This is a genomic window from Streptomyces sp. NPDC058880 (genome assembly GCF_042742535.1).
Lineage (GTDB): Bacteria > Actinomycetota > Actinomycetes > Streptomycetales > Streptomycetaceae > Streptomyces.
Genome location: NZ_JBHYMC010000004.1, coordinates 89,703 through 113,698, shown reverse-complemented (window position 1 = coordinate 113,698; position 23,996 = coordinate 89,703). Strand labels below are relative to the sequence as shown.

Genomic DNA, 23,996 nt, shown 5'->3' with positions numbered 1-23,996 from the left:
GTGCGTCCGGACCGGACACCCCCGGTGGGCCGTGGAACCCGCCGGCTACATGACCCCCTTGCGGGCCAGCCGGGCGTACCAGTGGGCGCTGGAGCGCGGTGTGCGGACCTGGGTGTCGTAGTCGACGTGGACGATGCCGAAGCGCTTGCTGTATCCGTAGGACCACTCGAAGTTGTCCAGTAGCGACCAGAGGAAGTAGCCCTCCACCGGGGCCCCGTCCGACAGCGCGCGGTGGACGGCGGCGAGGTGGGCCTCCAGGTAGGCGATGCGCTGCGGGTCGTCCAGGTCCGGGGCGTAGGCCGCACCGTTCTCCGTGACCATCAGTGGCAGGCCGGGTGCCTCGCGGGTGAACCGCATCAGCAGGTCGTAGAGGCCGGTCGGGTCGATCGACCAGCCCATGTCGGTCTGGTCGCCCGGGGGCTGGTGGAAGGCCACCGCGTCCGCGCCGGGCCACGGGGAGTGGGACGCGGCGCCGTGGCCGTCGGCGCGCGGGCCGCCCCCGTCCGGGGCGGCGGACACCACCGCCGGCGTGTAGTAGTTCACGCCGAGGAAGTCCGGCGGCCGGTGGATCAGCGCCTCGTCGCCGGTGCGGACGAACGACCAGTCCGTCAGGGAGGCGGTGTCCGTGAGCAGGTCCTGGGGGTAGGCGCCGTGCAGCAGCGGCCCGGTGAAGATCCGGTTGGCCAGTGCGTCGATGCGGCGGGCGGCGTCCAGATCGGCCGCCGAGCCGGTCAGCGGCCTTACCGCGCTGGGGTTGAGGGCGATGCCGACCCGGGTCCGGCCCGGGAGGGCCGCCGCGGCCATGCCGTGGGCCAGGTTGAGGTGGTGGGCGGCGCGCAGCGAGTCGGCGGCGGAGGTGCGGCCGGGGGCGTGCACTCCGGAGGCGTAGCCGAGGAAGGCGCTGCACCAGGGCTCGTTGAGGGTGGTCCAGAGCTCCACGCGGTCGGCGAGCGCGTCGGAGACCTGCTCCGCGTACCGGGCGAAGGCGTAGGCCGTCTCGCGCTCGGGCCAGCCGCCGGCATCCTCCAGCTCCTGCGGGAGGTCCCAGTGGTAGAGGGTCACGCACGGCCGGATGCCGTGGGTGAGGAGCTCGTCGACGAGCCTGTCGTAGAAGCCGGTGCCGCCGGCCAGGACGCGCGGCCAGGACACCGAGAACCGGTAGGAGCCCAGGCCCAGTTCGGCCATGAGGGCGACGTCCTCGCGCCACAGCCGGTGGTGGTCGACCGCGACGTCGCCGGTGTGGCCGCCGTACACCTTGCCCGGAGTGCGGCAGAAGGTGTCCCAGATGGAGGGCCCGCGCAGTGCGGCCGCGCCCTCGATCTGGAAGGCGGCCGTGGCCGTGCCCCACAAGAACCCGTCGGGGAAGCGGAGCTGCTCCCCGCCCGGATCCGTTGCGTTCGACGTGCGGTCCGTGCGGTCCGTGCGGTCCGTGTGCGCCGGGGTGTCAGTCATCCCTTTACCGCTCCCTGCATGATGCCGCCGACGATCTGGCGGCCGAAGACGAGGAACACCACAAGCAGCGGGAGCGTGCCGAGCAGCGCACCCGCCATGATCACGGACTGGTCGGGGATGTATCCCCGGCCGAGTCCGGTCAGGGCCACCTGTACCGTCGGGCTGCCGTTCTGGGTCAGTGCGACGATGGGCCAGAAGAAGTCGTTCCAGGCCATGACGAAGGTCAGCATCCCCAGCACCGCCATGGCCGGGCGGGCCGCGGGGAAGACCACGTGCCACACGACCCGGAGGGAACTGGCACCGTCCGTGCGGGCCGCTTCCACCAGCTCCGTCGGCAGCGCGTGCACCAGGTACTGGCGCATGAAGAACACGCCGAAGGCGCACACCAGGGAGGGCAGGACCACCGCCTGGAGCCGGTCGGTCCACGACAGCTTCGCGATCAGCATGTACAGCGGCACCACGCTCAGCTGCGGCGGGACCAGCATCGTCCCCACCACCAGCGCCATCAGCATCCGGCGTCCGCGGAAGTGCAGCTTGGCGAAGGCGAAGCCCGCCAGGGTGGAGAAGAGGACCGTCCCGATGGTGACGGTGCCCGCCACGATGACCGTGTTCAGCAGGGCGGTGCCCATGTTCGCGTCGGTCCAGGCGATCTGCAGGTTGCGTCCCAGGTTTCCGCCGAACCAGAACGGCGGCGGGGTCTGGGCCAGACGCGTGTTGGTGCGGGAGGCCGCGATCGCCGTCCACACCAGGGGGAAGAGCGAACCGGCGGTGAAGAGGCCGAGCACCCCGTAGGTGAGCCGGCCCGCGCGCAGTGATCTCATCGCGCGTCCCCCCGTCCGCGCAGCAGCCGCGCCGCCCCGGCGATCAGCAGCAGGAGCAGGAACATCGCCCAGGCGATCGCCGAAGCCCGCCCCAGGTGCAGGTTCACCCAGCCCTGCTCGTACAGGTACAGACCGAGCGTCTGGAACTGGTGGTCCGAGCCGCCCGTCGCGCCCGCGCCGCCGTTGAACAGCAGCGGCTCGCCGAACAGCTGGGTCGCCCCGATCGTCGACACCACACCGGTGAACAGGATCGTCGGCCGCAGCGAGGGCACCGTGACGTGCAGGAACTGCTGCCAGCGCGAGGCCCCGTCCAGCGCGGCCGACTCGTACAGCTCGCCCGGCACCGCCTGCATGGCCGCCAGGTAGATCAGCGCGTTGTAGCCGGTCCACCGCCAGATCACGATGGTGGAGACCGCCAACTGCGAGGCGAAGGTGCCGTTCTGCCAGTCCACCGGGCCGACGCCGGCCGCCGAGAGCGCCCAGTTGATCATCCCGTAGTCCCGGCCGAAGAGCAGGACGAAGACGAGCGTGGCCGCCGCCACCGAGGTGGCGTACGGGGTGAGCACGGCGACCCGGAAGAAGGCGGAGCCGCGCAGCCGGTAGTTGAGCAGATGGGCCACGCCCAGCGCGATCGCCAGCTGCGGGACCGTGGAGAGCAGCCCGATGGTGACCGTGTTGCGCAGCGCGTTCCAGAAGAACTCGTCGTCCCACAACCGGGTGAAGTTGCGCAGGCCTACCCACGTCATGCTGTCAGGGTCGGTCAGCTCCACCTGGTGCAGTGCCGCCCAGCCCGTGTAGAGCAGCGGGAACAGCCCGAAGGCGGCGAAGAACAGGAAGAAGGGCGCTACGAAGGCGTACGGGCTCCAGCGCAGGTCCCAGCGGTAGCGGCGCGAGCGCCACACCTGGCCCGGCCTGCCCCGGCCGCCCCCGTCTGCCGCCGCCCGCTCCGGGGCGGCGGCAGACGGGGACAGGACAGCCGTCTCGTCCGTCACCGGCGCCTCACTGGTCCAGGGCGTTGTCGATGGCCTTCACCGCGGCCTCCCAGCCCTCCTGCGCGCTGCGGCCCTTCTGGTCGACCTGGAGCATTCCGATGTCGGCCAGGTTCTGCGCGATGACCAGGTCCTTGGGGCCCACCACCGTCACCGGCACGCCCTGCGCCGCCTTCGAGAAGATCTCACCGATCGGCGCACCGCCGAAGTACTCGTGCCTCGCCCCCGATACCGCCGGCAGCGTGTAGGCGGCGCTCGCGCTCGGGAAGCTGCCCCGCTTCTCGAAGAGCTTCGCCTGCTGTTCCGGCGCCGTCAGCCAGGCCGCCAGCTTGGCCGCCTCCTCGGCGTGCTTGCCGGCCTTCGGGACCACCAGGAAGGAACCGCCCCAGTTGCTGGGCTTCGGCGCCTGCGCCACGTCCCACTTGTCCTTGCCCGACGGGCCCGCCTTGTCCTGGATGTAGCCGAGCATCCACGCCGGGCAGGAGACCGTCGCGAAGGCTCCGTTGGCGAAGCCCTGGTCCCAGCCCGGGGTGAACTGCTGCAGCTTGGCGCTGAGGCCCTCGGTGGCGAAGGACGCCGCCAGGTCGAAGGCTCCGCGGACCGCCGGGTTGGTTTTGTAGACGACCTTGCCCTGGGCGTCGTAGAACCGCTCGGCGCTGCTGCCCGTCACCGCGGCCATGACCCCCGATGCCGAGTCCACGAAGGCCTTGCCGTCGCCCGCCTTCGCCTTGTACGCCTTGCCCGCCTCCAGGTACTTGCCCCAGTCGCCCGCCCACAGCGCGCCGACCGCCTCCCGGTCCGAGGGCAGCCCGGCCGCCTCGAAGAGGTCCTTGCGGTAGCAGATCCCCTGCGGCCCGATGTCGGTGCCGAGACCGACCGTGGCCCCGCCCTTGGCGGCGGGCGCCGTGCCCTGGGCCCACTTCCACGGCAGGTACGCGGCCTTGTCCACACCGGGCACCTTGCCCAGGTCCACCAGTTTGTCGGCCTGGGTGGCGGTGATCTCGGCGATGTTGTTGACCTCGACCGCCTGGATGTCGGCGAGGCCGCTGCCGGTGCCCAGGTGCGTCAGCAGTTGGGGGTAGTAGTTCTCGTTGCGCTCGATGGAGGTCTGCTCGATGCGGACGCCCGGGTTCTGTGCCATGTACGCGTCGTAGAGCCCGGCCTCCTGGAGACCGAAGGCCCCGAAGACTCCCACGGTCAGGGTGGTTCGGCCGGTGCCGCCGGCCGACGGACCCGCCTTCGGGTCCGTCTCGGGATCCTGCGCGCACCCCGCGAGCAGCAGCGCGGCGGCGCCCATCGAGGCGACCGCCGTGACGAGGGTTCTTCGGGCTCGTGCTCGGGACGGGGACTGGGCTCGCATGGTTCCTCCCTGAAGGGTGGGCGACAACGTGGGGGTGTCGTGTGACACAGTGTGGGAGCGCTCCCACAGTAGTCAAGGGGTAGATTCACGACCGGGAGGAAGCCATGAACGGGAACGGGCGCAGCGGGGGACGGCCGACCCTGGAAGAGGTCGCGGTGCGCGCCGGAGTCGGGCGCGGCACCGTGTCCCGGGTGATCAACGGGTCCTCCAGGGTCAGCGAGCAGACCAGGGCCGCCGTCGAGGCGGCCGTGACCGAGCTGGGGTACGTGCCGAACCGCGCGGCCCGCGCCCTCGCGGCCAACCGCAACGACGCGATCGCCCTCGTCATCCCCGAGCCCGAGGCCCGGTTCTTCGCCGAGCCGTACTTCTCCGAAGTGGTCCGCGGGGTCGGGGCGGCCCTCGCGGAGACCGACATCCAGCTCGTCCTCACCCTGGCCGGCAGCGACCGCGAGCGCCGCCGCCTCGCGCAGTACCTCTCCGGACACCGGGTCGACGGCGTGCTGCTGGTCTCCGTCCACGCCGGGGACCCGCTCCCGGAGCTGCTGGTGGAGCTGGGCATCCCGACGGTGATCAGCGGCCGGCGTTCCGCGGCGGAGACGCTGCCCTGTGTGGACTCCGACAACCTGGCGGGAGCCGCCGAGGCCGTGCGCCACCTGCTCGACCGGGGCCGCCGTACGATCGCCACGATCACCGGCCCGCTGGACGTGTACGGAGCCCGCTGCCGGCTCGACGGCTACCGCCAGGCCCTGGCCGCCGCCGGCCGCCCCGTGGACGAGCGGTTGGTGGCGGTCGCCGACTTCACCGAGGAGGGCGGCCGCCGGGCCATGCGCGAGTTGTTGGAGCGCAGCCCCTCGCTCGACGCGGTCTTCGCCTCCTCGGACGTCATGGCGGCGGGCGCCCGGCGGGAACTGCGTGCGGCCGGGCGCCGGATCCCGCACGACGTGGCCCTGGTCGGCTTCGACGACTCGGTGGTGGCCCGGCACATGGATCCGCCGCTGACCAGCGTCCGGCAGCCCATCGAGGAGATGGGCCGGACCATGGCGAGCATGCTGCTGGACCGCGTCTCGGGACGAGGGGGGAGTGCCGTGGCCGCGGGCGGGCCGGCGGTCGTCCTGCCGAACAGGCTGGTGGTGCGGGAGTCGTCCTGACCCTCACCGGGGCGCCTTGGCCCCGGAGTCCCGGAGCCCCGGGACATGCAGAAGGCCCCGGTCCGCTTCCGCGTACCGGGGCCTTCCCGCAGGGTGAGTGACGGGACTTGAACCCGCGACCACCTGGACCACAACCAGGTGCTCTACCAGCTGAGCTACACCCACCATGTCCGGTCGGAAAACCGACCGGCCGAAGAAAAGGGTACAGGGTCCGGGAGGGTGCTCGCTCCACCCTTGTGCGCCCCCTCTCCGGAAGGGGCCCGGCAGGAACCTATGCGCCCGGCGCCGTGTGCTTGGCGGCGATGCTGCGGGCGGTGTCGGAGTCGGGCCCGGGCTGTGGCACGAAGACCGCCTCGCGGTAGTAGCGCAGCTCGGTGATGGAGTCCCTGATGTCCGCCAGCGCCCGGTGGTTGCCGTTCTTCGGGGGGCTGTTGAAGTACGCCCGCGGGTACCAGCGGCGCGCCAGCTCCTTGACCGAGGACACGTCCACGATCCGGTAGTGCAGGTAGCCCTCCAGCGCGGCCATGTCGCGCAGCAGGAAGCCGCGGTCGGTGCCGACCGAGTTCCCGCAGAGCGGTGCCTTGCGCGGCTCCTTCACGTGCTCCCGCACGTACGCCAGGACCTGCGCCTCGGCGTCCGCGAGGGTGGTGCCACCGGCCAGCTCGTCGAGCAGGCCGGAGGCGGTGTGCATCTCGCGGACCACGTCGGGCATGGTCTCCAGGGCGCGGTCCGGCGGGCGGATCACGATGTCCACGCCCTCGCCGAGCACGTTGAGCTCCGAGTCGGTGACCAGCGCGGCCACCTCGATAAGTGCGTCGTCCGTCAACGAGAGCCCGGTCATCTCGCAGTCGATCCACACCATGCGATCGTTCATGTGTCCCACCTTATGCGGTCCCCCGCGGAGCGGACCGCATATCGCGGAGCGGAGCGGACCGCACATGCGGAAGGTCCCCCATCGGCGGTGACCGATGGGGGACCTTCGCCGTCGTACCCGTCGTGGGGGTTACGCGTGTTCCCGCAGGACCCGGTTCGGGGCGTACAGCTCCGTCACCGTGGAACCCGTCGCGGCCAGGGCAGCCGCCGCCCGGTGGGGCTGCGGGGTGCGCTGGTGCGGCACCGGTCCCGTGGAGATCTCCGCCACCTGCGCGACGTCGGCCTGCGGCCGGCGTGCCCGGTAGGCGGAGCGGTACGCAGCCGGGGAGGACCCCAGCTGCCGCCGGAAGTGCCCGCGCAGGGCGACCGGCGAGCGGAACCCGCAGCGTCCGGCGACCTCGTCGACCGAGTAGTCGGAGGTCTCCAGCAGCCGCTGGGCCTGGAGCACCCGCTGGGTGATCAACCACTGGAGCGGCGCGCTGCCGGTGAGCGAGCGGAACCGCCGGTCGAAGGTGCGCCTGCTCATGTAGGCGCGGGCGGCGAGGGTCTCCACGTCGAACTGCTCGTGGAGGTGTTCCAGTGCCCAGGCGACGACCTCGGCCAGCGGGTCGGCGCCGATCTCCTCCGGAAGCGACCGGTCGAGGTAGCGCTCCTGCCCGCCGGTGCGACGCGGCGGCACGACGAGCCTGCGGGCCAGGGCCCCGGCCGCCTCGCTGCCGTGGTCGGTGCGCACGATGTGCAGGCAGAGGTCGATTCCGGCCGCCGTGCCCGCGGACGTGAGCACGTCGCCGTCGTCGACGAAGAGTTCGCGCGGATCGACGTGCACGGACGGGTAGCGCTTGGCCAGCGTCGGCGCGTACATCCAGTGCGTCGTCGCGGGCCGGCCGTCCAGCAGACCGGCGGCCGCGAGCACGAAGGCCCCGGTGCACAGTCCGACGATCCGGGCCCCTTCCTCGTGCGCCAGACGCAGGGCGTCGAGCGCCTCCGGAGGCGGCGGTGAAGTGATGGAGCGCCAGGCGGGAACGACGACGGTGCCTGCCCGGGCGATCGCCTCCAACCCGTACGGCGCGGTCAGTTCGAGTCCGCCGGTGGTCCTGAGCGGACCGTCCTCACCGGCGCACACGAGCAGTCGGTAGCGTGGAACTCCCGCGTCCTGCCGGTCAATGCCGAACACGGATAGTGGAATGGAACTCTCGAAGATCGGTCCGCCGCTGAAGAGCAGCACCGCGACGATCTCCCTGCGGCGACGCCCCGCGAGCTTCCTGCCGGCGTCCGCGACGACGGCGGTGGAATCCTGGCTCATGGCGCTAAGCCCCCCTTGGGTGTCGCGACTCCTTGGTCTGGTCGCACCTGCACGTTTCCCCTCGGCCTTGCACGTGGATCCCCCGCCGTAAATACATGATCGAATCTACTGCGTCCCGTGGTGTCGGCGTGACAAGTTCAGCACGCAGCGCTATGTCGACTTCTCAACTTGGCGAAAAGCATTCGATCAGGAAGGGTTCCACTCCGCTACCCGGGTGGGAAGCGCACATCAGGGCTGTGGCCAGTACCAGTAGGGCCAAATCGTCCCCTGAGGAATGTCGTCGCTGGTGGTAAGCGCGTCGACGGGACATTCCGGCAAGGAGGGCACCCTGCCGGGAAGTTGGCTGAAAACGTGCGGGTGTGGGTGTGCGAATGAGTCAGTCATGCGGGGACGGCGAGTCGCAGGCCCAGCAGCCCCGGCGGCCCGCGGGCCCGCCGCGCGAGTGCCGTCGGCGGTGCGCCGACGGAGGGTGCTCCTCCGCCCGGACGCGGGCCGCGGTCCGCTCCGAGTGTCGCAGCAGGACCAGGCAGGCGGCCGTGACGACGAGCAGGCCGAGGGTGGCGACCGCCGCCCCGCCGAAGGAGGTTCCGTAGACGACGAGGACCACCGGGACGAGCAGGCAGCTGAAGACCGCCCAGCGCACCACGTCACCCGCGGGGTCGTCATGGGGATGCCCGGAGGACCGCACGGACGGGTGAAGCGGCCGCCGGGGAGGGCCGGCGAGGTGCGGGCCCGGGTCGGGGAAGCGGGCGGACTGGGTCGGCTGAGCTGGCTGGTCGGGGTGAACCGGATGGCCGGACACGGCGTACTCCCTGCGGGCTCTTCCTGGACGGTCGGACGCATGTCCAACGTCGCCCGGAGGGGCTCGGTCACTGCGCGCACGGGTGGCAACGCCCCGTCTCGTCACTGGCTGTAGGGGACAGCGGACATTGCCAAGGCGCGCTCGCTCCGGCATGCTCCCTGGGACGCTCTCCAAGTGCGGCAAGCCCTGGGCAGGACAGGAGTGTCGCCGTACCCTGGTGGGTATGGGCTTGGGAAGATGCTTCCCGGACAGAGCTCCGTCACACTGCGTCGCCGATTTCGCCCCTGTTGCTTCCTCCAAGGACCTCTTCGCCGAGACACCCATGGCCGGTCACGAACTCCCCGAACCCGCGGACCGCAAGCGCAAACGGCTCGCCGACCCCGCGTCGGCCGCCGAGCTGCGTGCGGTGGAACAGACACGCTCCCCCTGCGACCCGGCCTTCCGGCACGGTGTCGTTGTGGGATTCGACGGATCGACGTCGAGCGAGCGTGCGCTCGCCTACGCGATCGGTATGGCCCGCCGCTCCGGATCGGGTCTGATCATCGTCCACGTGGCCAACCGACTGCCCACCACCGTGTGGGCGGGCTGTGAGCCCCCCGTCTTCGTGGACGTGCCGGACCACCGCACCGAGGTGTTGGGGCTGGAGCTGGCCTGCGCCGACTATCTGGCCGAAGTGCCATGGATTCTGGTCGAGCGCGGCGGTGACATCTGCCATGAGCTGGAGGAGGTGGGCCGGGAGTATTCGGCCGACGCCATCGTGGTCGGCTCCACGCACGGGATCGTGGGCCGGATCTTCGGCTCGGTGGCCGGGCGACTCGCCAAGCGCGCACAGCGACCGGTCGTTGTCATTCCGTGACCGCTTGTTAAGTCGATTGTGCGGTTGTGCCCTCGTGTAAAGGGTAGATAAATGCTGCTGGGACGCAGCACACAACTGCAGATCGAAGGGAGCCCGCCGTGGACAATGGTGTCTCTGCGGGAAGCACGGCCTCGACTTCGACCCTGGGGAACATCGCCCTGGGTCTCACCCTTCTCGCATTCGGTATCGGCCACACCGGCGTCATCGACGGCGTGTCCGCTGCCAGCTCCTTGCCGCTCGCGATGTACGTCGGCGGCGCCGCCCTCTTCCTCCTGGGCCTCCTGGAGTACCGCGGTGGCAACGGATTCAACGGCACCGCGTTCGCGGGCCTCGGCGTCTTCTGGTTCACCTGGGCCAAGGCGGCGGGCGGATCCGCCTCCGACGAGGCCGCCGGAACGTTTCTCGTCCTCTTCGCGATGCTCGCGCTGACCCTCACGGTGGCCGCCGCGAGCGGAGTGTTCAGCCAGGGCGTCCACGCCCTCCTGACCCTCTCCCTGGTCCTGCTCGCCGTGGCCTCGTTCATGGACAGCGGCGCTCTGGCCAAGGCGGGCGGCTGGGTCGCCGCCGTCTCCGGGCTGCTGGCCTGGTACGGGGCCACCGCAGCCCTGGCGCACTGGCCGATGGCCTTCGGCAGGGCCGGGCGCAGCGGCGCGGTCGCGGCGGGCTGAGCACGGCGCGCAGGAACGCGCGGGAACGCAGAGGAACGCGCGGGAATCGCAGGGACACACGGGAGCCTCCGTGCGCACAGCGCACGGAGGCTCCCGCATGGATGGTGTCCGGTGGTGGCCCGGGGCCGCTACTCGACGGTGACCGACTTCGCCAGGTTGCGCGGCTTGTCGATGTCCCGGCCCATGGCCAGGGCCGTGTGGTACGCCAGCAGCTGGAGCGGGATGCCCATGAGGATCGGGTCCAGCTCGTCCTCGTTCTTCGGGACCACGATGGTGTGGTCCGCCTTCTCCTGCTCGCGGTGGGCGACTGCGAGGATTCGACCGCTGCGGGCCTTGATCTCCTCCAGCGCCGCGCGGTTCTTCTCCAGCAGGTCGTCGTCCGGGACGATCGCGACCGTCGGCAGCGAGGGCTCGATCAGGGCCAGCGGGCCGTGCTTGAGCTCGGAGGCGGGGTAGGCCTCGGCGTGGATGTAGGAGATCTCCTTCAGCTTGAGGGAGGCCTCCAGGGCCACGGGGTAGCCGCGGACCCGGCCGATGAACATCATCGACTTGGCCTCGGCGAACTCGGCCGCGAGCTTCTTGATGTCCTCTTCGCCGTCGAGGATCTCCTGGATCTGCGCCGGCAGCCTGCGCAGGCCCTCGATGATCCGCTTGCCGTCGGTGACCGAGAGGTCCCGGATGCGGCCGAGGTGCACGGCGAGCAGCGCGAAGGCCACGACCGTGTTGGTGAAGCACTTGGTGGAGACGACGCACACCTCGGGGCCGGCGTGCACGTAGACGCCGCCGTCGGCCTCGCGGGCGATCGCGGAGCCGACCACGTTGACGACGCCCAGGACGCGGGCGCCCTTGCGCTTGAGCTCCTGCACGGCCGCGAGCACGTCGTAGGTCTCACCCGACTGCGAGACCGCGATGTAGAGGGTGTCGGGGTCCACGACCGGGTTGCGGTAGCGGAACTCCGACGCCGGCTCGGCGTCCGCGGGGATGCGGGCCATGCCCTCGATGAGGCCGGCGCCGATCAGGCCCGCGTGGTACGAGGTGCCGCAGCCCAGGATCTTGACCCGGCGGATGCCGCGCGCCTCGCGCGGATCCAGGTTCAGCCCGCCCAGGTGGACTGTGCTGAAGCGGTCGTCGATCCGGCCGCGCAGCACGCGGTCGACCGCGTCGGGCTGCTCGGAGATCTCCTTGTGCATGTAGGTGTCGTGACCGCCCATGTCGTAGGAGGCGGCCTCCCACTCCACGGTCTCCGGGGTGGCGTTCGTCGTCGTTCCGCCCGTGGTGTAGGTGCGGAAGTCGTCGGCCTTGAGGGTGGCCATCTCGCCGTCGTTCAGGGTGACGACCTGGCGGGTGTGGGCGATCAGCGCGGCGACGTCGGAGGCGACGAGCATCTCCTTCTCGCCGATGCCGAGGATGACCGGCGAGCCGTTGCGGGCCACCACGATGCGGTCGGTGAAGTCGGCGTGCATCACGGCGATGCCGTACGTGCCCTCGATCACCTTCAGGGCCTCGCGGACCTTCTCCTCCAGGCTGTCGGCCTGGGAGCGGGCGATCAGGTGGGTGATGACCTCGGTGTCGGTCTCGGAGGCGAAGACGACGCCGTCGGCCTCCAGCTTGGCCCGGAGCTCGGCGGCGTTGTCGACGATGCCGTTGTGGACGACGGCGACCTTGTTCTCCGGGTCGAGGTGCGGGTGGGAGTTGACGTCGCTCGGGGCGCCGTGCGTGGCCCAGCGGGTGTGGGCGATGCCCGTGGTGCCGGCGAAGCGCTTGGGGACCCGGGCCTCCAGATCGCGGACGCGGCCCTTGGCCTTGACCATCTTGAGCGCGCCGGCCTTCGGGCTGTTCACGACGATGCCCGCGGAGTCGTAGCCGCGGTACTCCAGCCGTGCCAGGCCCTCCAGCAGCAGCGGTGCCACGTCACGCTTTCCGATGTAACCGACGATTCCGCACATACGGTCCTGCCCCTCCTGAAGTTCGGTTCCTTGCCCGTCGTCCGCCCGCGGCCGCTCCGGCGGCGGCCGGTCAGCCGTAGACCATGCGGCGCAGCTGCCGGAGCGAGAGCTCCGGGGGCGCCACGGCGCGGTGCGGCAGCTCGGCCGCGATCCGCTCGAAGATCTCCGCGTTCACGGCTCCGCCGGCCTGTAGTTCGCGGTGGCGGCGGCGGACGAAGTCCTCCGTCGTCTCGTCGAAGTAGGCGAGCACGTCGAGGACCACCCGGGCCGCTTCGCCCCGCTGTAGCGAGGTGCTGCGCACCAGGTGTTCGACGAGATCGTCATAGGACGGGCGGCGGTCGAGCACCCGTAGATATTGACGCTTCCGGCCGCCCAACGCAAAGATCCTGCCCGATTCCGGGCAGGATCTCTCTGGTCTGGACCAGTGGAATGGATGCATCCGGTCAGAATCTACGCAAAACCGCCTGCTTCGCTGCGGCGAACTCGTCGGCCGTGAGGACTCCCGTCTGGTGCAGCTCCCCCAGCTCCCGCAGCCGCCGCAGCAGGGCGTCGTGGTCCTCCGCGACGCCGCCGGCCGGCGCGGCGAGCTCCTTCGGCGGGGCGTCCTCGACGGCCCGGTCCTGGACCGGCGCGGCCGGGTGCGGCAGCCGCAGTGCCACCGCCGCGGCGACCAGCGCCATCAGCGGGTCCTTCTTGAAACCGAACAGCTCGACCGTGTACGGGTCGTACTTGGGCGCGGCCGACTGCGCCGCGCCGGCCAGGACGAAGCGAAGCCAGCCGTTCTCCAGTCCCTTCGCCGGAGCCCACTCCACCGTCCGCAGATCCGTGACCCGGAACTCCCGCGGCCCGCCGGAGCGCTTGGCCTCCTCGGTCGTCCAGTTCCACTCCAGCGCGACCCGGTCACCGTCGAAGGTGACGGTCCCGTCACCCGCGCCCACCGCTATCGGCACGGTTGGACCGGGCAGCAGATAGCTCTCCGAGGGGCCCGGATCCACCTGCTCCAGCAGCAGGGCGTTGCGCACCGCGTCCACGAAGTACTCCGCGACCCCCGTCCGCTCCGGCTCCACGCTCAGCCGGAACGGGTCGGAGGACTCCGGCAGGCGCCCGCCCGTCACCTGGGTCAGCGGGTCGGCCCCCTCGCGCAGCCGCAGCCGGATCCGCCCCGCCTTGCGGCCCGGCTCGTAACTGATCCCCGCGAGTGCGCGCAACGGCACCACCACTTCGCCCAGGGTCTGCCGCAGCAACCCCACCCCCTTGTCACGGCCGGGCACGATGCGCACCGCGTCGCCGTCGAACGTCCAGGTTCCGTCCTTCTGGATGATTTCCGCCATTCGGCGATTCTCCCACCGTGCGCGGCAGGCCAGTTGGCCTATACCTGGGCACATGAGAGTCCTGCGACGCGCGCTCGGCACCCTCCTCGTCCTCGGTGCCGTCTCCTGCACCGCCGCCCACGGCGACGACGCGAACGCCGGTGACGACCCGCCCGCGGCCCCCGCCCCCTTCGAACGGCTCCTGCCGGCACCGGTCTCCGCGCGCGCCGGGGGCCCCGGCTACCCCTTCGGGCCGGGCACGGTCGTGCGTACGGGGCCGGGCGCGGACGAGGAGGTCCGCCGGGTGGGCCGGCTCCTCGCGGAGCAGCTGCGCGGGCCGAGCGGGCTGCCGCTGCCGGTGATCGACGGGGTGCGCGGGAACGGCATCCGGCTCAGGATCGACGCGGAGGCCGAGGGGGTCGGCCGGGAGGGGTACCGGCTGACGTCCGGGCCGACCGGGGTCGACCTCGTGGCGCGGACCCCGGCTGGACTCTTCCGGGCGGGCCAGACCCTGCGCCAGCTGGTGCCGGTGGCCGGGCCCGGGACGGTACCGGGCGGCACCGTCACCGACCGGCCGCGCTTCGCGTACCGGGGGGCCATGGTCGACATCGCACGTCACTTCTTCACCGTGGAACAGGTGAAGCGGTACGTGGACCAGCTCGCCCAGTACAAGATCAATGCACTCCACGTGCACCTCACCGACGACCAGGGGTGGCGCCTGGCGATCGACTCCTGGCCCCGGCTGGCGCAGTACGGGGGCGCCGGCGAGGTCGGCGGCGGGCCCGGCGGCCACTGGACGAAGGCCGAGTACCGCGAGCTGGTGGCGTACGCGGGCGAGCGGTACGTGGACGTGGTCCCCGAGATCGACATGCCCGGGCACACCAACGCGGCGCTGGCCTCCTACGCAGAGCTGAACTGCGACGGGAAGGCACCGCCCCGGTACACCGGGACCAAGGTCGGCTTCAGCTCGCTGTGCGTGGCGCAGGAGCGGACGTACACCTTCGTCGACGAGGTGCTCGGCGAACTGGCGGAGCTCACTCCGGGCCGCTACCTGCACATCGGCGGCGATGAGGCGCACGCCACGCCGGCGGCGGACTACGCGGCCTTCATGGACCGGGCGCAGGAGGTGGTGGGCCGCCACGGCAAGACGGTGGTGGCCTGGCACCAACTGGCCTCGGCACGCCCGGCGGCGGGCGCGGTCCTGCAGTACTGGGGCCACGACAGGACCCCGGCGGCGGACCGGTCGGCGGTGGCGGCGGCCGCGAGGGCCGGGCACCCGCTGATCCTGTCACCGGCCGACCGGGTGTACCTGGACATGAAGTACGGGGCGCAAACGGGGCCGGGGCTGGCCTGGGCGGGCCACGTCCCGGTGGCGCGGTCGTACTCCTGGGACCCGGGGGCCTATCTGGCAGGGGTGCCGGAGTCGGCGGTGCTCGGGGTGGAGGCCCCGCTGTGGACGGAGAACGTCGCGACGCGGGCCGAGTGGGAGCTGATGGCGTTCCCGCGGGTGCTGGGCCTGGCGGAGCTGGGCTGGTCCCCGGCGGCCGCCCTGGACTGGACGGCGTACAGCCGCCGCCTCGCCGCCCAGGCCCCCCGCCTGGACGCCCAGGACATCGGGTACTTCCGGGCCCCGGACGTGCCCTGGACACGGTGACGGGCGGGGCCTCCGCCCGGACGCGGCGAGGACGTGACGGCGAAGAGGGCCGACCGGCCACGCGATTGCGCCGCTACGCCGCCGGCGCGGGGGAGGTGTCGAGGGACCGTATCGGCACCTCCCCCGCCCCGTGTGTCACCGCCGGGCGAAGGCCGCGACGGGGTTCTTGAGGTTGCCGACCAGCTGGAGCGCGGCGGACGGGTCGGAGAGGTCGACCATCTGCGCGTTGTTGCGCAGCTGGAGGCGGTTGAGGCAGGACAGCTGGAACTCCTCCGCGAAGAAGTCGTAGCGCCGGAACTTCTCCGCCAGACCCGGCATGGAGTCCTGGTAGTCGTGGGCGCAGTCGGCAACGGCCTTCCAGAACGTGTCCTCGGTGCAGATGCCCTCCGTGACGAGGATCGAGGACAGGAAGCGGAAGAAGCAGTCGAAGACGTCCGTGAAGATCGACAGCAGCTTCATGTCCTCCGGGACGTCCGCCCGGATCCGCTCGACGGCGGGCGGCAGCACCGCGTCCGCGTCCATGATGACGATCTCCTCGGCGATGTCCTTGAAGATCGCACGCTGCACGACGCCGTCCTTGATGACCAGGATGGTGTTCTCGCCGTGCGGCATGTACGCGAGGTCGTACCGGTAGAAGCAGTGCACCAGCGGCAGCAGGTAGGCGCGCAGGTAGGGCTTCAGCCACTCGGCCGGGGTGAGGCCGGACTCCTCGATCAGGGCGCCGACGAACGAGGCGCCCTCGGCGTCCACGTGGAGGAGCGAGGCCATGGTGGCCAGCCGCTCGCCGTCCCCGAGGGAGTTCACCGGGGACTCGCGCCACAGGGCCGCCAGCATCTTGCGGTACGGCGAGTAGCGGTCGGTGGCGCGCTCGTACTGCAGGTGCCGGTAGCCGATGGCCGCCCGCTCACGGATGATCGAGAAGCCGACGGAGCGCAGGACCTCGTCGGACTCGATCAGCTGGTGCAGCCAGTCGTTGATGGCGGGGGTGGCCTCCATGTAGGCGGCCGACAGGCCCCGCATGAAGCCCATGTTCAGGACGGAGATGGCCGTCTTGACGTAGTGCTTGGTCGGGGTGGTGGTGTTGAAGAAGGTGCGGATCGACTGCTGCGGGAGGTAGGCGTCCTCGCCCTCGCCCAGCAGCACCAGCCGCCTGCTGGCGATCTCCGCGGCGAAGGTGACCGTGGTCTTGTTCCACCACTGCCAGGGGTGGATCGGGAAGAGCAGGTAGTGCGCCGGGTCCAGGTCCAGGGAGCGCAGTTTCGCGGCGAACAGCTCGACCGCCGCGTCGCCCAGCTCGGCGCGCAGGAAGCTGTCGTGCTCCAGGCCGGCGCCCGCGGTGAAGGTGGCGACGTCCTTGTGCGCGGCCGCCCAGATCAGGTGGACGGGGCTCGCGGCCTCCGGGGCGTACGCGTGGTACTCGTGCACGCCGAAGCCGAGCCGGCCGTTGTTGGCGACGAAGCAGGGGTGGCCCTCGGTCATGCCGGTCTCGATGTCCTGGAAGGAGGACTTGGCCAGCACGGCCGCGGCGATCTGCGGCTTCGTGTATTTGAACGCCGCGCCCGCCAGGGTGGAGGAGATCTCCTCCAAGTAGACCGGTAGGACGTCCGCGCTCAACCCCAGGGTCTGCCGGAACTCGATGTGGAAGTCGAGGGCGTCCAGCGGCTGCGGCAGCCCGTCCCGCAGCCGGGTGATGGTGGCCTCGTCGACGGCCCAGTGGTCCAGGACCTGCCGGGCGGCGTCGAAGCGGTACTCCACGGCGCCGTCGTCGGAGACGACCGCGTAGCGGTCGCCGCCGAGGGACACCGGGGTCAGCAGGCGCTCGTGCGCGAACTCGGCGAGGGCCTTGCGGACCAGGGCGCGGTTGGCGCGGTCCCACAGCTCGGGGGAGAGGTGGGAGACGGCGTCGGAGAGGCTCATGCGGACACCTCCCGGGTGATGCCGGTGGCGGCCTCGAACTGCTCGCGGGTGCAGAAGCTCAGCAGCGCCTCCTTCTCCGGCTTGGTGACCCGGCGCTCCGGCACGAAGCCGACGGCCTCGTTCAGGGCGTGCACGGCGGTGTTGGCGACGTCCGGCTCGACGACGACGCGGCGGGTGGCCGGGTCGGCGAAGAGCGCGGCCATGACGGTGGTGATCACCGCGCGGGTGAACCCGTGCAGCGGCCGGTCCGCGGGTGCGACCAGGAAGTGCATGCCGACGTCGCCGGGCCGTGCCTCGTACAGGCCGACCAGCTCCAACCGGCTCGGGTCGTAGGTCTCCATCAGGAAGGCCGGGCGGCCCTCGTGCAGGCCTATGAAGGCCTGGTGGTGCTCGTGCGCAGTGATGCGCACGTACTCGCGCTCCACGTCCGGCAGCGAGGCGTCCTGCATCATCCAGAACGAGGCCTTGGGGTGGGTGACCCAGCCGTGCAGCAGCTCCGCGTCGGCGAAGGGGTCCAGCGGGCGGATCGCGAAGTCCCCGAGGACCGGGTCGGTCCGGGAGAAGAGGGTGTCGGTGGTGCTCATGCGTGGGTGCCTTCCGGGGCGGCGAACTGCTGGAACGCGATGGACTTCTCGACCTTGTAGTACGCGCGGCCGAGCAGCTCACCGACGATGTACGCGTTGCGGTACGCGGCCATGCCCAGGTCGGGGGAGGTCAAGGAGTGGTTGTGGGTGGTGCCGTTCTGGAGGTACACCTCGTGGCCGGCGGTGTCGACGCTGTAGTTGCGCGCGGCGTCGAGGCGGCCGCGGCCGTCGAAGTTGAGGCGGCCTCGAACCGGGTTCAGGAAGTCGGGGGTGCGGTAGGTGTAGCCGGTGGCCAGCACCAGGCCCTCGGTGGCGAGGGAGAAGTCCCGCTCCTGCTCCTCCTGGCGCAGCCCCAGCGTGTAGGCGCCCGTGGTGGTGTCGTACGCGGTGCTGTTCAGCGAGGTGTTCGTCAGCAGGGTCGTCGGCACCGCCCCCGGCATGGTGACCTTCTTCTGGTAGAGCAGGTCGAAGATGGCGTTGACCAGGTCGCCGTCGATGCCCTTGAAGAGGTTCTTCTGCTGGGTCTCCAGCCGGTAGCGGGTGTCCTCCGGGAGGGCGTGGAAATAGTCCACGTACTCGGGGGAGGTCATCTCCAGGGTCAGTTTGGTGTACTCCAGCGGGAAGAAGCGCGGTGATCGCGTGACCCAGTTCAGCTGGTAGCCGTACACGTCGATCTCGGTGAGGAGGTCGTAGTAGATCTCCGCGGCGCTCTGGCCGGAGCCGATCAGGGTGATGGACTTCTTCTTCTGCAGCTCCGCCTTGTTCGGCATGTAGGCGGAGTTGTGCAGGAAGTCGCCGCCGAGGCCGGCGCAGGCCTGCGGGACGTGCGGCGAGGTGCCGGTGCCGAGGACCAGGCGGCGGGCGCGGTGGGTCTCGCCCCGGTCGGTGTGGACCTCGTAGAGGGCGGCGGCCTCGTCGTAGGTGACCTCGGTGACGGAGGTCGAGTACCGGACGTTGTCGAGGCGGTCGGCGGCCCAGCGGCAGTAGTCGTTGTACTCGGTGCGCAGCGGGTAGAAGTTCTCCCGGATGTAGAAGGAGTACAGCCGGTCCTGGTCCTTGAGGTAGTTCAGGAAGGAGAACGGCGACGTCGGGTCGGCGAGGGTGACCAGGTCCGACATGAAGGGCGTCTGCAGGTGCGCGCCGTCCAGGAACATCCCCGCATGCCACTCGAAGTGCGGCTTCGACTCGATGAACAGGCCGCTCAGCTCGTCGATCGGCGCGGTCAGGCAGGCCAGTCCCAGGTTGAAGGGACCGAGGCCGATGCCGATGAAGTCGTACGGCTCAGTGGTGGACGGCAAGGGATTCTCCCAGGAACTGCTCGGCGTGTGCGGCGAGGAGGTCGAGAACGGCTGCGATGTCGGCCGTCGTGGTCTGCGGGTTGAGGAGGGTGAACTTCAGGTACTGCCTCCCGTCCACCTTGGTGCCGGCGACGACGGCCTCGCCGGAGGCGAAGAGCGCCTTGCGGGCGTGGAGCTGGGCCTCGTCGAGGAGTTCCGCGGGAACGCCGTCGCCGGGCAGGAAGCGGAAGACGAGGGTGGAGATCTGCGGCTCGACGACGACCTCGAAGCGCGGGTCGGCCGCGATGACGTCGTAGCCGGCGGCGGCGAGGTCGATGACTTCGTCGAAGAGCGAGCCGACGCCGTCGGCGCCCATGATGCGCAGCGTCATCCAGAGCTTGAGGGCGTCGAACCGGCGCGTGGTCTGGATGGACTTGTCGACCTGGTTCGGGATCCGCTCCTCGGCCATGCGCCGCGGGTTGAGGTAGTCGGCGTGGTACGTGGCGTGCTTGAGGGTGTCGCGGTCGCGGACCAGCATCGCGCTGGAGCTGACGGGCTGGAAGAACGACTTGTGGTAGTCGACCGTGACCGAGTCGGCGTGCTCGATGCCGTCGAGGAGGTGCCGGCGGGTGGGCGAGACCAGCAGTCCGCAGCCGTAGGCGGCGTCCACGTGCATCCACGCGGAGTGCTCGGCGGTCAGGCGGGCGATCTCGGGGAGCGGGTCGATGGACCCGAAGTCGGTGGTGCCGGCGGTGGCGACGACGGCCATGGGGAAGAGGCCTTCGGCGGCACACTCCTCCAGCTCCAGCGCGAGGACGGAGGTGTCCATGCGACGGTTGCGGTCGACGGGCACGGAGATGACGGCCTCGTAGCCCAGGCCGAGCATGGCGGCCGACTTCTGCACGCTGAAGTGGCTGGCTTCGGAGGTGAAGATGCGGAGCTTCGGGAGCAGTTCGGCCTTGGTCAGGCCGATACCGGCTTCCTTGGCGCGCTTCATGACGGTGCGGCAGGCCTCATCGCGGGCCAGCAGCAGGGCGTGGAAGTTGGACTGGCTGCCGCCGGAGGTGAAGATGCCGTCCGCCTTCTCCCCGAGGCCGATGCGGCCGGTGGTCCAGTCGATGAGGCGGCGCTCGATGAGCGTGCCGCCGATGGACTGGTCCCAGGTGTCGAGGGAGGAGTTGACGGCGGCCATCACGGCCTCCGCGACCACCGCGGGGATGACGACCGGGCAGTTGAGGTGTCCCAGGTAGCGCGGGTGGTGGAAGTAGACGGCGTCGCGCAGGTAGACGTCCTCCAGCTCGGCGAGCGCGGCGGAGGAGTCCCCGAGCGGGGTGTCGAGGTCGATCCCGTCGATGACCGGGGCGAGCTCGTCGACGGATATACCGGTGTGCGGCCGTTCGGTGGTGGCGAGTTTGGCGGCGACACGGTCGACGCCCTCGGTGACGGAACGGCGGTAGATGTCCGCGGTCGTCTCGTTCAGCAGATGCCGGCGCATCAACTTTCCTCCGGACAGGGGGGAGAGGGGGAGGGTGGGGCGGGTGATGTTTAGGTTAGCCTAACCTAAGTGGAATGGCCAAATGAGGATGGGCCCCGGCCGAAGCCGGAGCCCATCGCGAACTGCCGTGCAAATCCTGGGAGCTGACTACAACTCAGAACCGGGGTCCTCGCTGGGAGCCTTGCCCGCGCACGCCTCCGCGAGGAGCTGCTCCTCGCTCGCGCCGAGCCGCCAGTAGCCGGTGAAGCGCACCGAGCGACGGTCGACGAATCGTTCCTGCACGAAGTGGCGGCGCACCGCGCGAACGGTGCCCGCCTCGCCGGCCAGCCACACGTACGGGGCTTCCACACCCTGCGTCTGTGCCTGTGCCTGTGCCTGTTCCTGCGCCTGTGCCTGCGCGGAGCGGAGCGCGTCCAGCACCCGCCCGGTCCGCTCCCGGTCGTCGCCCCCGCGCACGATCCACGTGATGTCCGCGTCGGCGGGCGCGGCGAGTGCGAGCCGGTCGTCCTCGTGTGGAACCTCGAACCAGGCCCGGACCCGGGTATCGGCCGGCAGCCGTTCCAGGATCCCGGCCGCGGCCGGCAGAGCGGTCTCGTCGGCGTACATCCAGACGGCGCCGGCGTCGGCCGGGGCCTGGAAGCGCACGGACTTGTTCTCGGCGACGGCCGGGCCGATCGCCAGGATCCGGCGGCCGGCGCTCGCCCGCCCGGCCCAGCGGGAGGCGGGGGAGGAGTCCCCGTGCAGCACGAAGTCGATGTCGACCTCGACCGCACCCGTCCCGTCGCGGCGCTGCTCGCGCACGGTGTAGGAGCGCATCACCGGCCGCTCCTCGTCCGGCATGCCGCGCCAGGCGGTGAACCAGGTGTCCTCGTCCGTGGACGGGAGCACGGTGTGCTCCGCGCCGGAGGGCGGCAGGAAGAGCGACAGGCTCTGGTCGAAGCCGCCGGAGCGGAAGTCCGCGAGGGACTCGCCGCCGAAGGTGACCCGCAGGAACGAGTGGCCCAGGCGGCGCGTACGGAGCACTTCGAGCGTGAAGAAGCGGAAGTGCGCCACAGCCGGGGCGCCGGACGCGGTGGCGGTCATGCGGGTGGTCCCCCTGGAAGTCGGTACGGCCTGCAGACGAGTCCAGGGCGTGCCCGCGCGGACCCGCCCTGGGAGCGGGCGCCCGGGGTCACCGGGCGCCGCGCGTGGGTCAGGCGACCTTCTTGGCGTTCTGGAGGGCCTTGGCGAGGTCCTCCAGGATCTGCGCGCACTTGTCGTACGAGTAGATCGGCTCGGTGGTCCGCGGGGCGACCTGGCCGGCCTTCACGGAGGGCAGCTCGGCCCAGGTGGCCTTGGCCTTCAGCTCCTCCGGCTGCAGGGTGCCGGTGCGGTTGTCGAGCAGGATGAGGTCGGCCTTGTACTTGCCGGCGTTCTCCCAGCTCAGGCTCTCGAAGAAGCCGCCCTCGTCCAGCTTGTCCGGGGTGATGAACTCCACGCCCAGGGTCTTGAAGTACTTCAGGTCGGCCGAGGTGTCCGGGGTGGAGGCGTAGAACAGGTCGGCGGAGCCGGAGCCGGCCAGGACCTTGATGCCCGGGTTGGCCTTGGTGGCCTCGCGGACCTTGGCGGCGGCGGCCTCGAAACGGGCCTTGCCGTCGGCGGCGGTCTTGGCGTTCATGTCGGCACCCAGGGACTTGGCGAGGTCCGCCGTGCGCTCCAGGGCCTTGTCCATCGAGACGTCGCCGCCGACGCCGATCGCGGCGTGCGGGGCCAGCTTCAGGATCTTGTCCTTGGAGGCCTCGGGCACGTACCAGTACGAGCCGTCCCAGGTGTTGGTGACGAGCAGGTCGGGCTTGAGGGCCGCGTACTTCTCGACGTTGAACTCGTCGTAGACGTTGCCGAGGATCTCGACCTTGGAGATGTCCATCGAGCCGGCCTGGACGTCGGGCTTGCCGTCGGCGGTCTTGGTCGGGCCGAAGACGCCCTTGACCTGGACGCCGTAGTCGTACAGCGCGGCGGCGGTGCCGGTGAAGGCGACGATGTTCTTCGGCGTGGACGTGGCGCTGACGTCCTTGCCGAGGTCGTCCTTGAAGCTCCAGGCGCCGGAGGACGCGGTGGCGGTGCTGCCCTTGTCGCCGTCGCCCTTCGCCGAGTCGGTGCCGCCGCACGCGGCGAGCGCGGCGACCAGCCCGAGGGCGCCGCCCGCGGCGACGAGGCCGCGACGGGTGAGGGAGTTGCTGCGGGACTTGGGCATAATCGATGTCCGTTTTCGTGCGTACCGGGGCGGCCACCAGCGTGCCGTTCGTGGGGAAGGTTAGCCTAACCTTGGCCGGAAACGGTAAGGGGGCCCTAAGTTTTTTCGGGCCCCCTCGCGCCGCCCGCGCCCGCACGGGCCGTCGAACTAGCCGGCGAAGCCCAACTCGCGTGCAATCAGCATGCGCTGGACCTCGCTGGTGCCCTCGCCGATCTCCAGGATCTTGGAGTCGCGCCACATGCGGGCCACCGGGTACTCGTTCATGAAGCCGTAGCCGCCGTGAATCTGCGTGGCGTCACGGGCGTTGTCCACGGCCACCGTGGAGGAGTACAGCTTCGCGATCGCCGCCTCCTTCTTGAACGGCTCGCCGGACACCAGCCGGGAGGCCGCGTCGCGCCAGCCGATGCGGGCCATGTGGGCGCGCATCTCCATGTCGGCCAGCTTGAACTGGATGGCCTGGTTGTCCCCGATCGCCCTGCCGAAGGCGTGCCGCTCCCTGGCGTACTTCACCGACTCGTCCACACAACCCTGCGCGAGGCCCGTGGCGAGCGCGGAGATGGCGATCCGCCCCTCGTCGAGGATCCGCAGGAACTGGGCGTAGCCGCGGCCCTCCTCGCCCACCAGATTGGCCAGGGGGACCCGTACGCCGTCGAAGGACAGCTCACGGGTGTCCGAGGAGTTCCAGCCCACCTTGGAGTAGGGGGCGGCCACCGTGAAGCCCGGCGTGCCGGACGGGACGATGATCGAGGAGATCTCCGGACGGCCGTCCGCCTTGCGGCCCGTCACGGCCGTGACGGTGACCAGGCCGGTGATGTCCGTACCCGAGTTGGTGATGAAGCACTTCGACCCGTTGATGACCCACTCGCCGCCGTCCTTGACGGCGGTCGTACGGGTACCGCCGGCGTCCGATCCCGCCCCGGGCTCGGTGAGGCCGAAGGCGCCCAGCACCTCGCCCGAGCACAGCTTCGGCAGCCACTGGCGCTTCTGCTCCTCGGTGCCGAAGAGGTACAGGGGCATGGCGCCGAGGGAGACGCCCGCCTCCAGGGTGATGGCGACGGAGGAGTCCACCCGGGCCAGCTCCTCCAGGGCGATGCCGAGGGCGAGGTAGTCCCCGCCCATGCCGCCGTACTCCTCCGGGAAGGGCAGACCGAACAGGCCCATGCGGCCCATCTCGGCGACGATCTCGTAGGGGAACTCGTGCCGCTCGTACAGGTCGCCGATCTTCGGGGCGACGACGTCGTGGGCGAACGCCTCGACGGTGCGGCGGAGTTCCTCGTGCTCAGGGGTGAGCCGGTGGTCGAGGGACAT

General features: G+C 70.8%; 21 protein-coding genes and 1 tRNA gene. 4 read left to right on the top strand and 18 right to left on the bottom strand.

The features are described from left to right. Positions 1-45 precede the first annotated feature (45 nt). The 4 genes from ACFW2G_RS04245 to ACFW2G_RS04230 are packed head-to-tail and all read right to left on the bottom strand — an operon-like array spanning position 46 to position 4,622. On the bottom strand, positions 46-1,452 hold the full coding sequence (locus ACFW2G_RS04245) for a GH1 family beta-glucosidase (RefSeq protein WP_384580687.1): 1,407 nt from the start codon (positions 1,450-1,452) through the stop codon (positions 46-48). Next, complete coding sequence (locus ACFW2G_RS04240) at positions 1,449-2,273, bottom strand: carbohydrate ABC transporter permease (RefSeq protein ID WP_078556642.1); 825 nt, start codon at positions 2,271-2,273, stop codon at positions 1,449-1,451. Before ACFW2G_RS04240 ends, ACFW2G_RS04245 begins: the two co-directional genes overlap by 4 nt. Further along, positions 2,270-3,265, bottom strand: coding sequence for a carbohydrate ABC transporter permease (locus ACFW2G_RS04235; RefSeq protein WP_384445970.1), 996 nt, complete (start codon positions 3,263-3,265; stop codon positions 2,270-2,272). The genes ACFW2G_RS04240 and ACFW2G_RS04235 overlap by 4 nt, the downstream gene beginning before the upstream one ends. A gap of 7 nt (positions 3,266-3,272) precedes the next feature. Continuing rightward, a complete protein-coding gene (locus tag ACFW2G_RS04230; RefSeq protein ID WP_384445969.1) occupies positions 3,273-4,622 on the bottom strand; it encodes an ABC transporter substrate-binding protein in 1,350 nt (449 codons plus the stop codon). 104 nt (positions 4,623-4,726) lie between these two features. Here ACFW2G_RS04230 and ACFW2G_RS04225 point away from each other — a divergent pair, with 104 nt between their 5' ends. After that, positions 4,727-5,770, top strand: a complete 1,044-nt coding sequence (locus ACFW2G_RS04225; protein ID WP_037923482.1) for a LacI family DNA-binding transcriptional regulator — start codon at positions 4,727-4,729, stop codon at positions 5,768-5,770. Positions 5,771-5,862: 92 nt separating this feature from the next. On the opposite strand, the gene ACFW2G_RS04220 is transcribed toward ACFW2G_RS04225, so the two are convergent. From ACFW2G_RS04220 to ACFW2G_RS04205, 4 genes are all read right to left on the bottom strand, one after another. After that, a tRNA-His gene (locus tag ACFW2G_RS04220) sits at positions 5,863-5,935 on the bottom strand. 106 nt (positions 5,936-6,041) lie between these two features. Continuing rightward, complete coding sequence (orn, locus tag ACFW2G_RS04215; RefSeq protein ID WP_384445968.1) at positions 6,042-6,644, bottom strand: oligoribonuclease; 603 nt, start codon at positions 6,642-6,644, stop codon at positions 6,042-6,044. Between the two features lie 129 nt (positions 6,645-6,773). Beyond that, the gene (locus ACFW2G_RS04210) at positions 6,774-7,946 is read right to left on the bottom strand and encodes a helix-turn-helix domain-containing protein (protein WP_037923488.1); all 1,173 of its coding nucleotides are present in this window, start codon (positions 7,944-7,946) and stop codon (positions 6,774-6,776) included. 376 nt (positions 7,947-8,322) lie between these two features. Then, positions 8,323-8,748, bottom strand: coding sequence for a hypothetical protein (locus ACFW2G_RS04205; RefSeq protein ID WP_384445967.1), 426 nt, complete (start codon positions 8,746-8,748; stop codon positions 8,323-8,325). Positions 8,749-9,070: 322 nt separating this feature from the next. On the opposite strand from ACFW2G_RS04205, the gene ACFW2G_RS04200 reads away from it, so the two are divergent. Continuing rightward, positions 9,071-9,604, top strand: a complete 534-nt coding sequence (locus tag ACFW2G_RS04200) for a universal stress protein (RefSeq protein WP_037923491.1) — start codon at positions 9,071-9,073, stop codon at positions 9,602-9,604. A 98-nt stretch (positions 9,605-9,702) separates the two neighbouring features. After that, complete coding sequence (locus ACFW2G_RS04195; RefSeq protein ID WP_037923494.1) at positions 9,703-10,272, top strand: acetate uptake transporter; 570 nt, start codon at positions 9,703-9,705, stop codon at positions 10,270-10,272. 128 nt (positions 10,273-10,400) lie between these two features. Here the strand turns inward: ACFW2G_RS04195 and glmS are convergent, their stop codons facing one another. The 3 genes from glmS to ACFW2G_RS04180 form a co-directional block, all read right to left on the bottom strand. After that, on the bottom strand, positions 10,401-12,218 hold the full coding sequence (gene glmS, locus ACFW2G_RS04190) for a glutamine--fructose-6-phosphate transaminase (isomerizing) (RefSeq protein WP_037923497.1): 1,818 nt from the start codon (positions 12,216-12,218) through the stop codon (positions 10,401-10,403). 70 nt (positions 12,219-12,288) lie between these two features. Then, on the bottom strand, positions 12,289-12,564 hold the full coding sequence (locus ACFW2G_RS04185) for a hypothetical protein (RefSeq protein ID WP_037923499.1): 276 nt from the start codon (positions 12,562-12,564) through the stop codon (positions 12,289-12,291). Positions 12,565-12,661: 97 nt separating this feature from the next. Further along, complete coding sequence (locus ACFW2G_RS04180; protein WP_037923501.1) at positions 12,662-13,549, bottom strand: DUF4429 domain-containing protein; 888 nt, start codon at positions 13,547-13,549, stop codon at positions 12,662-12,664. 52 nt (positions 13,550-13,601) lie between these two features. Between ACFW2G_RS04180 and ACFW2G_RS04175 the strand changes: the two genes are divergently transcribed. Then, positions 13,602-15,182 carry a beta-N-acetylhexosaminidase gene (locus ACFW2G_RS04175; protein WP_384445965.1) on the top strand — a complete coding sequence of 527 codons (1,581 nt, stop codon included), beginning with the start codon at positions 13,602-13,604 and terminating at the stop codon, positions 15,180-15,182. A 135-nt stretch (positions 15,183-15,317) separates the two neighbouring features. Here ACFW2G_RS04175 and ACFW2G_RS04170 read toward each other — a convergent pair whose 3' ends face one another. From ACFW2G_RS04170 to ACFW2G_RS04140, 7 genes are all read right to left on the bottom strand, one after another. Continuing rightward, on the bottom strand, positions 15,318-17,099 hold the full coding sequence (locus ACFW2G_RS04170) for an IucA/IucC family protein (RefSeq protein WP_384580690.1): 1,782 nt from the start codon (positions 17,097-17,099) through the stop codon (positions 15,318-15,320). After that, positions 17,096-17,683 (bottom strand): GNAT family N-acetyltransferase, encoded by a 588-nt coding sequence (locus tag ACFW2G_RS04165; RefSeq protein WP_384580693.1) that lies wholly within the window; start codon positions 17,681-17,683, stop codon positions 17,096-17,098. The genes ACFW2G_RS04170 and ACFW2G_RS04165 overlap by 4 nt, the downstream gene beginning before the upstream one ends. Then, the gene (locus ACFW2G_RS04160) at positions 17,680-18,981 is read right to left on the bottom strand and encodes a lysine N(6)-hydroxylase/L-ornithine N(5)-oxygenase family protein (protein ID WP_384580695.1); all 1,302 of its coding nucleotides are present in this window, start codon (positions 18,979-18,981) and stop codon (positions 17,680-17,682) included. Before ACFW2G_RS04160 ends, ACFW2G_RS04165 begins: the two co-directional genes overlap by 4 nt. Beyond that, the gene (locus ACFW2G_RS04155) at positions 18,965-20,455 is read right to left on the bottom strand and encodes an aspartate aminotransferase family protein (protein WP_037923514.1); all 1,491 of its coding nucleotides are present in this window, start codon (positions 20,453-20,455) and stop codon (positions 18,965-18,967) included. Before ACFW2G_RS04155 ends, ACFW2G_RS04160 begins: the two co-directional genes overlap by 17 nt. Before the next feature lie 147 nt (positions 20,456-20,602). Continuing rightward, a complete protein-coding gene (locus ACFW2G_RS04150) occupies positions 20,603-21,538 on the bottom strand; it encodes a siderophore-interacting protein (protein WP_384580697.1) in 936 nt (311 codons plus the stop codon). Between the two features lie 109 nt (positions 21,539-21,647). Continuing rightward, positions 21,648-22,688 carry an ABC transporter substrate-binding protein gene (locus ACFW2G_RS04145; protein ID WP_384445960.1) on the bottom strand — a complete coding sequence of 347 codons (1,041 nt, stop codon included), beginning with the start codon at positions 22,686-22,688 and terminating at the stop codon, positions 21,648-21,650. A gap of 147 nt (positions 22,689-22,835) precedes the next feature. Continuing rightward, positions 22,836-23,996, bottom strand: coding sequence for an acyl-CoA dehydrogenase family protein (locus ACFW2G_RS04140; protein WP_037923521.1), 1,161 nt, complete (start codon positions 23,994-23,996; stop codon positions 22,836-22,838).

Coding starts and splice junctions, on each gene's coding strand:
- ACFW2G_RS04225 (WP_037923482.1), top strand. CDS start 4,727: ATGAACGGGAACGGGCGCAGCGGGGGACGGCCGACCCTGGAAGAGGTC.
- ACFW2G_RS04200 (WP_037923491.1), top strand. CDS start 9,071: ATGGCCGGTCACGAACTCCCCGAACCCGCGGACCGCAAGCGCAAACGG.
- ACFW2G_RS04230 (WP_384445969.1), bottom strand. CDS start 4,622: ATGCGAGCCCAGTCCCCGTCCCGAGCACGAGCCCGAAGAACCCTCGTC.
- ACFW2G_RS04170 (WP_384580690.1), bottom strand. CDS start 17,099: ATGAGCCTCTCCGACGCCGTCTCCCACCTCTCCCCCGAGCTGTGGGAC.
- ACFW2G_RS04155 (WP_037923514.1), bottom strand. CDS start 20,455: ATGCGCCGGCATCTGCTGAACGAGACGACCGCGGACATCTACCGCCGT.
- ACFW2G_RS04240 (WP_078556642.1), bottom strand. CDS start 2,273: ATGAGATCACTGCGCGCGGGCCGGCTCACCTACGGGGTGCTCGGCCTC.
- ACFW2G_RS04210 (WP_037923488.1), bottom strand. CDS start 7,946: ATGAGCCAGGATTCCACCGCCGTCGTCGCGGACGCCGGCAGGAAGCTC.
- ACFW2G_RS04140 (WP_037923521.1), bottom strand. CDS start 23,996: ATGTCCCTCGACCACCGGCTCACCCCTGAGCACGAGGAACTCCGCCGC.
- orn (WP_384445968.1), bottom strand. CDS start 6,644: ATGAACGATCGCATGGTGTGGATCGACTGCGAGATGACCGGGCTCTCG.
- ACFW2G_RS04180 (WP_037923501.1), bottom strand. CDS start 13,549: ATGGCGGAAATCATCCAGAAGGACGGAACCTGGACGTTCGACGGCGAC.
- glmS (WP_037923497.1), bottom strand. CDS start 12,218: ATGTGCGGAATCGTCGGTTACATCGGAAAGCGTGACGTGGCACCGCTG.
- ACFW2G_RS04145 (WP_384445960.1), bottom strand. CDS start 22,688: ATGCCCAAGTCCCGCAGCAACTCCCTCACCCGTCGCGGCCTCGTCGCC.
- ACFW2G_RS04175 (WP_384445965.1), top strand. CDS start 13,602: ATGAGAGTCCTGCGACGCGCGCTCGGCACCCTCCTCGTCCTCGGTGCC.
- ACFW2G_RS04245 (WP_384580687.1), bottom strand. CDS start 1,452: ATGACTGACACCCCGGCGCACACGGACCGCACGGACCGCACGGACCGC.
- ACFW2G_RS04150 (WP_384580697.1), bottom strand. CDS start 21,538: ATGACCGCCACCGCGTCCGGCGCCCCGGCTGTGGCGCACTTCCGCTTC.
- ACFW2G_RS04165 (WP_384580693.1), bottom strand. CDS start 17,683: ATGAGCACCACCGACACCCTCTTCTCCCGGACCGACCCGGTCCTCGGG.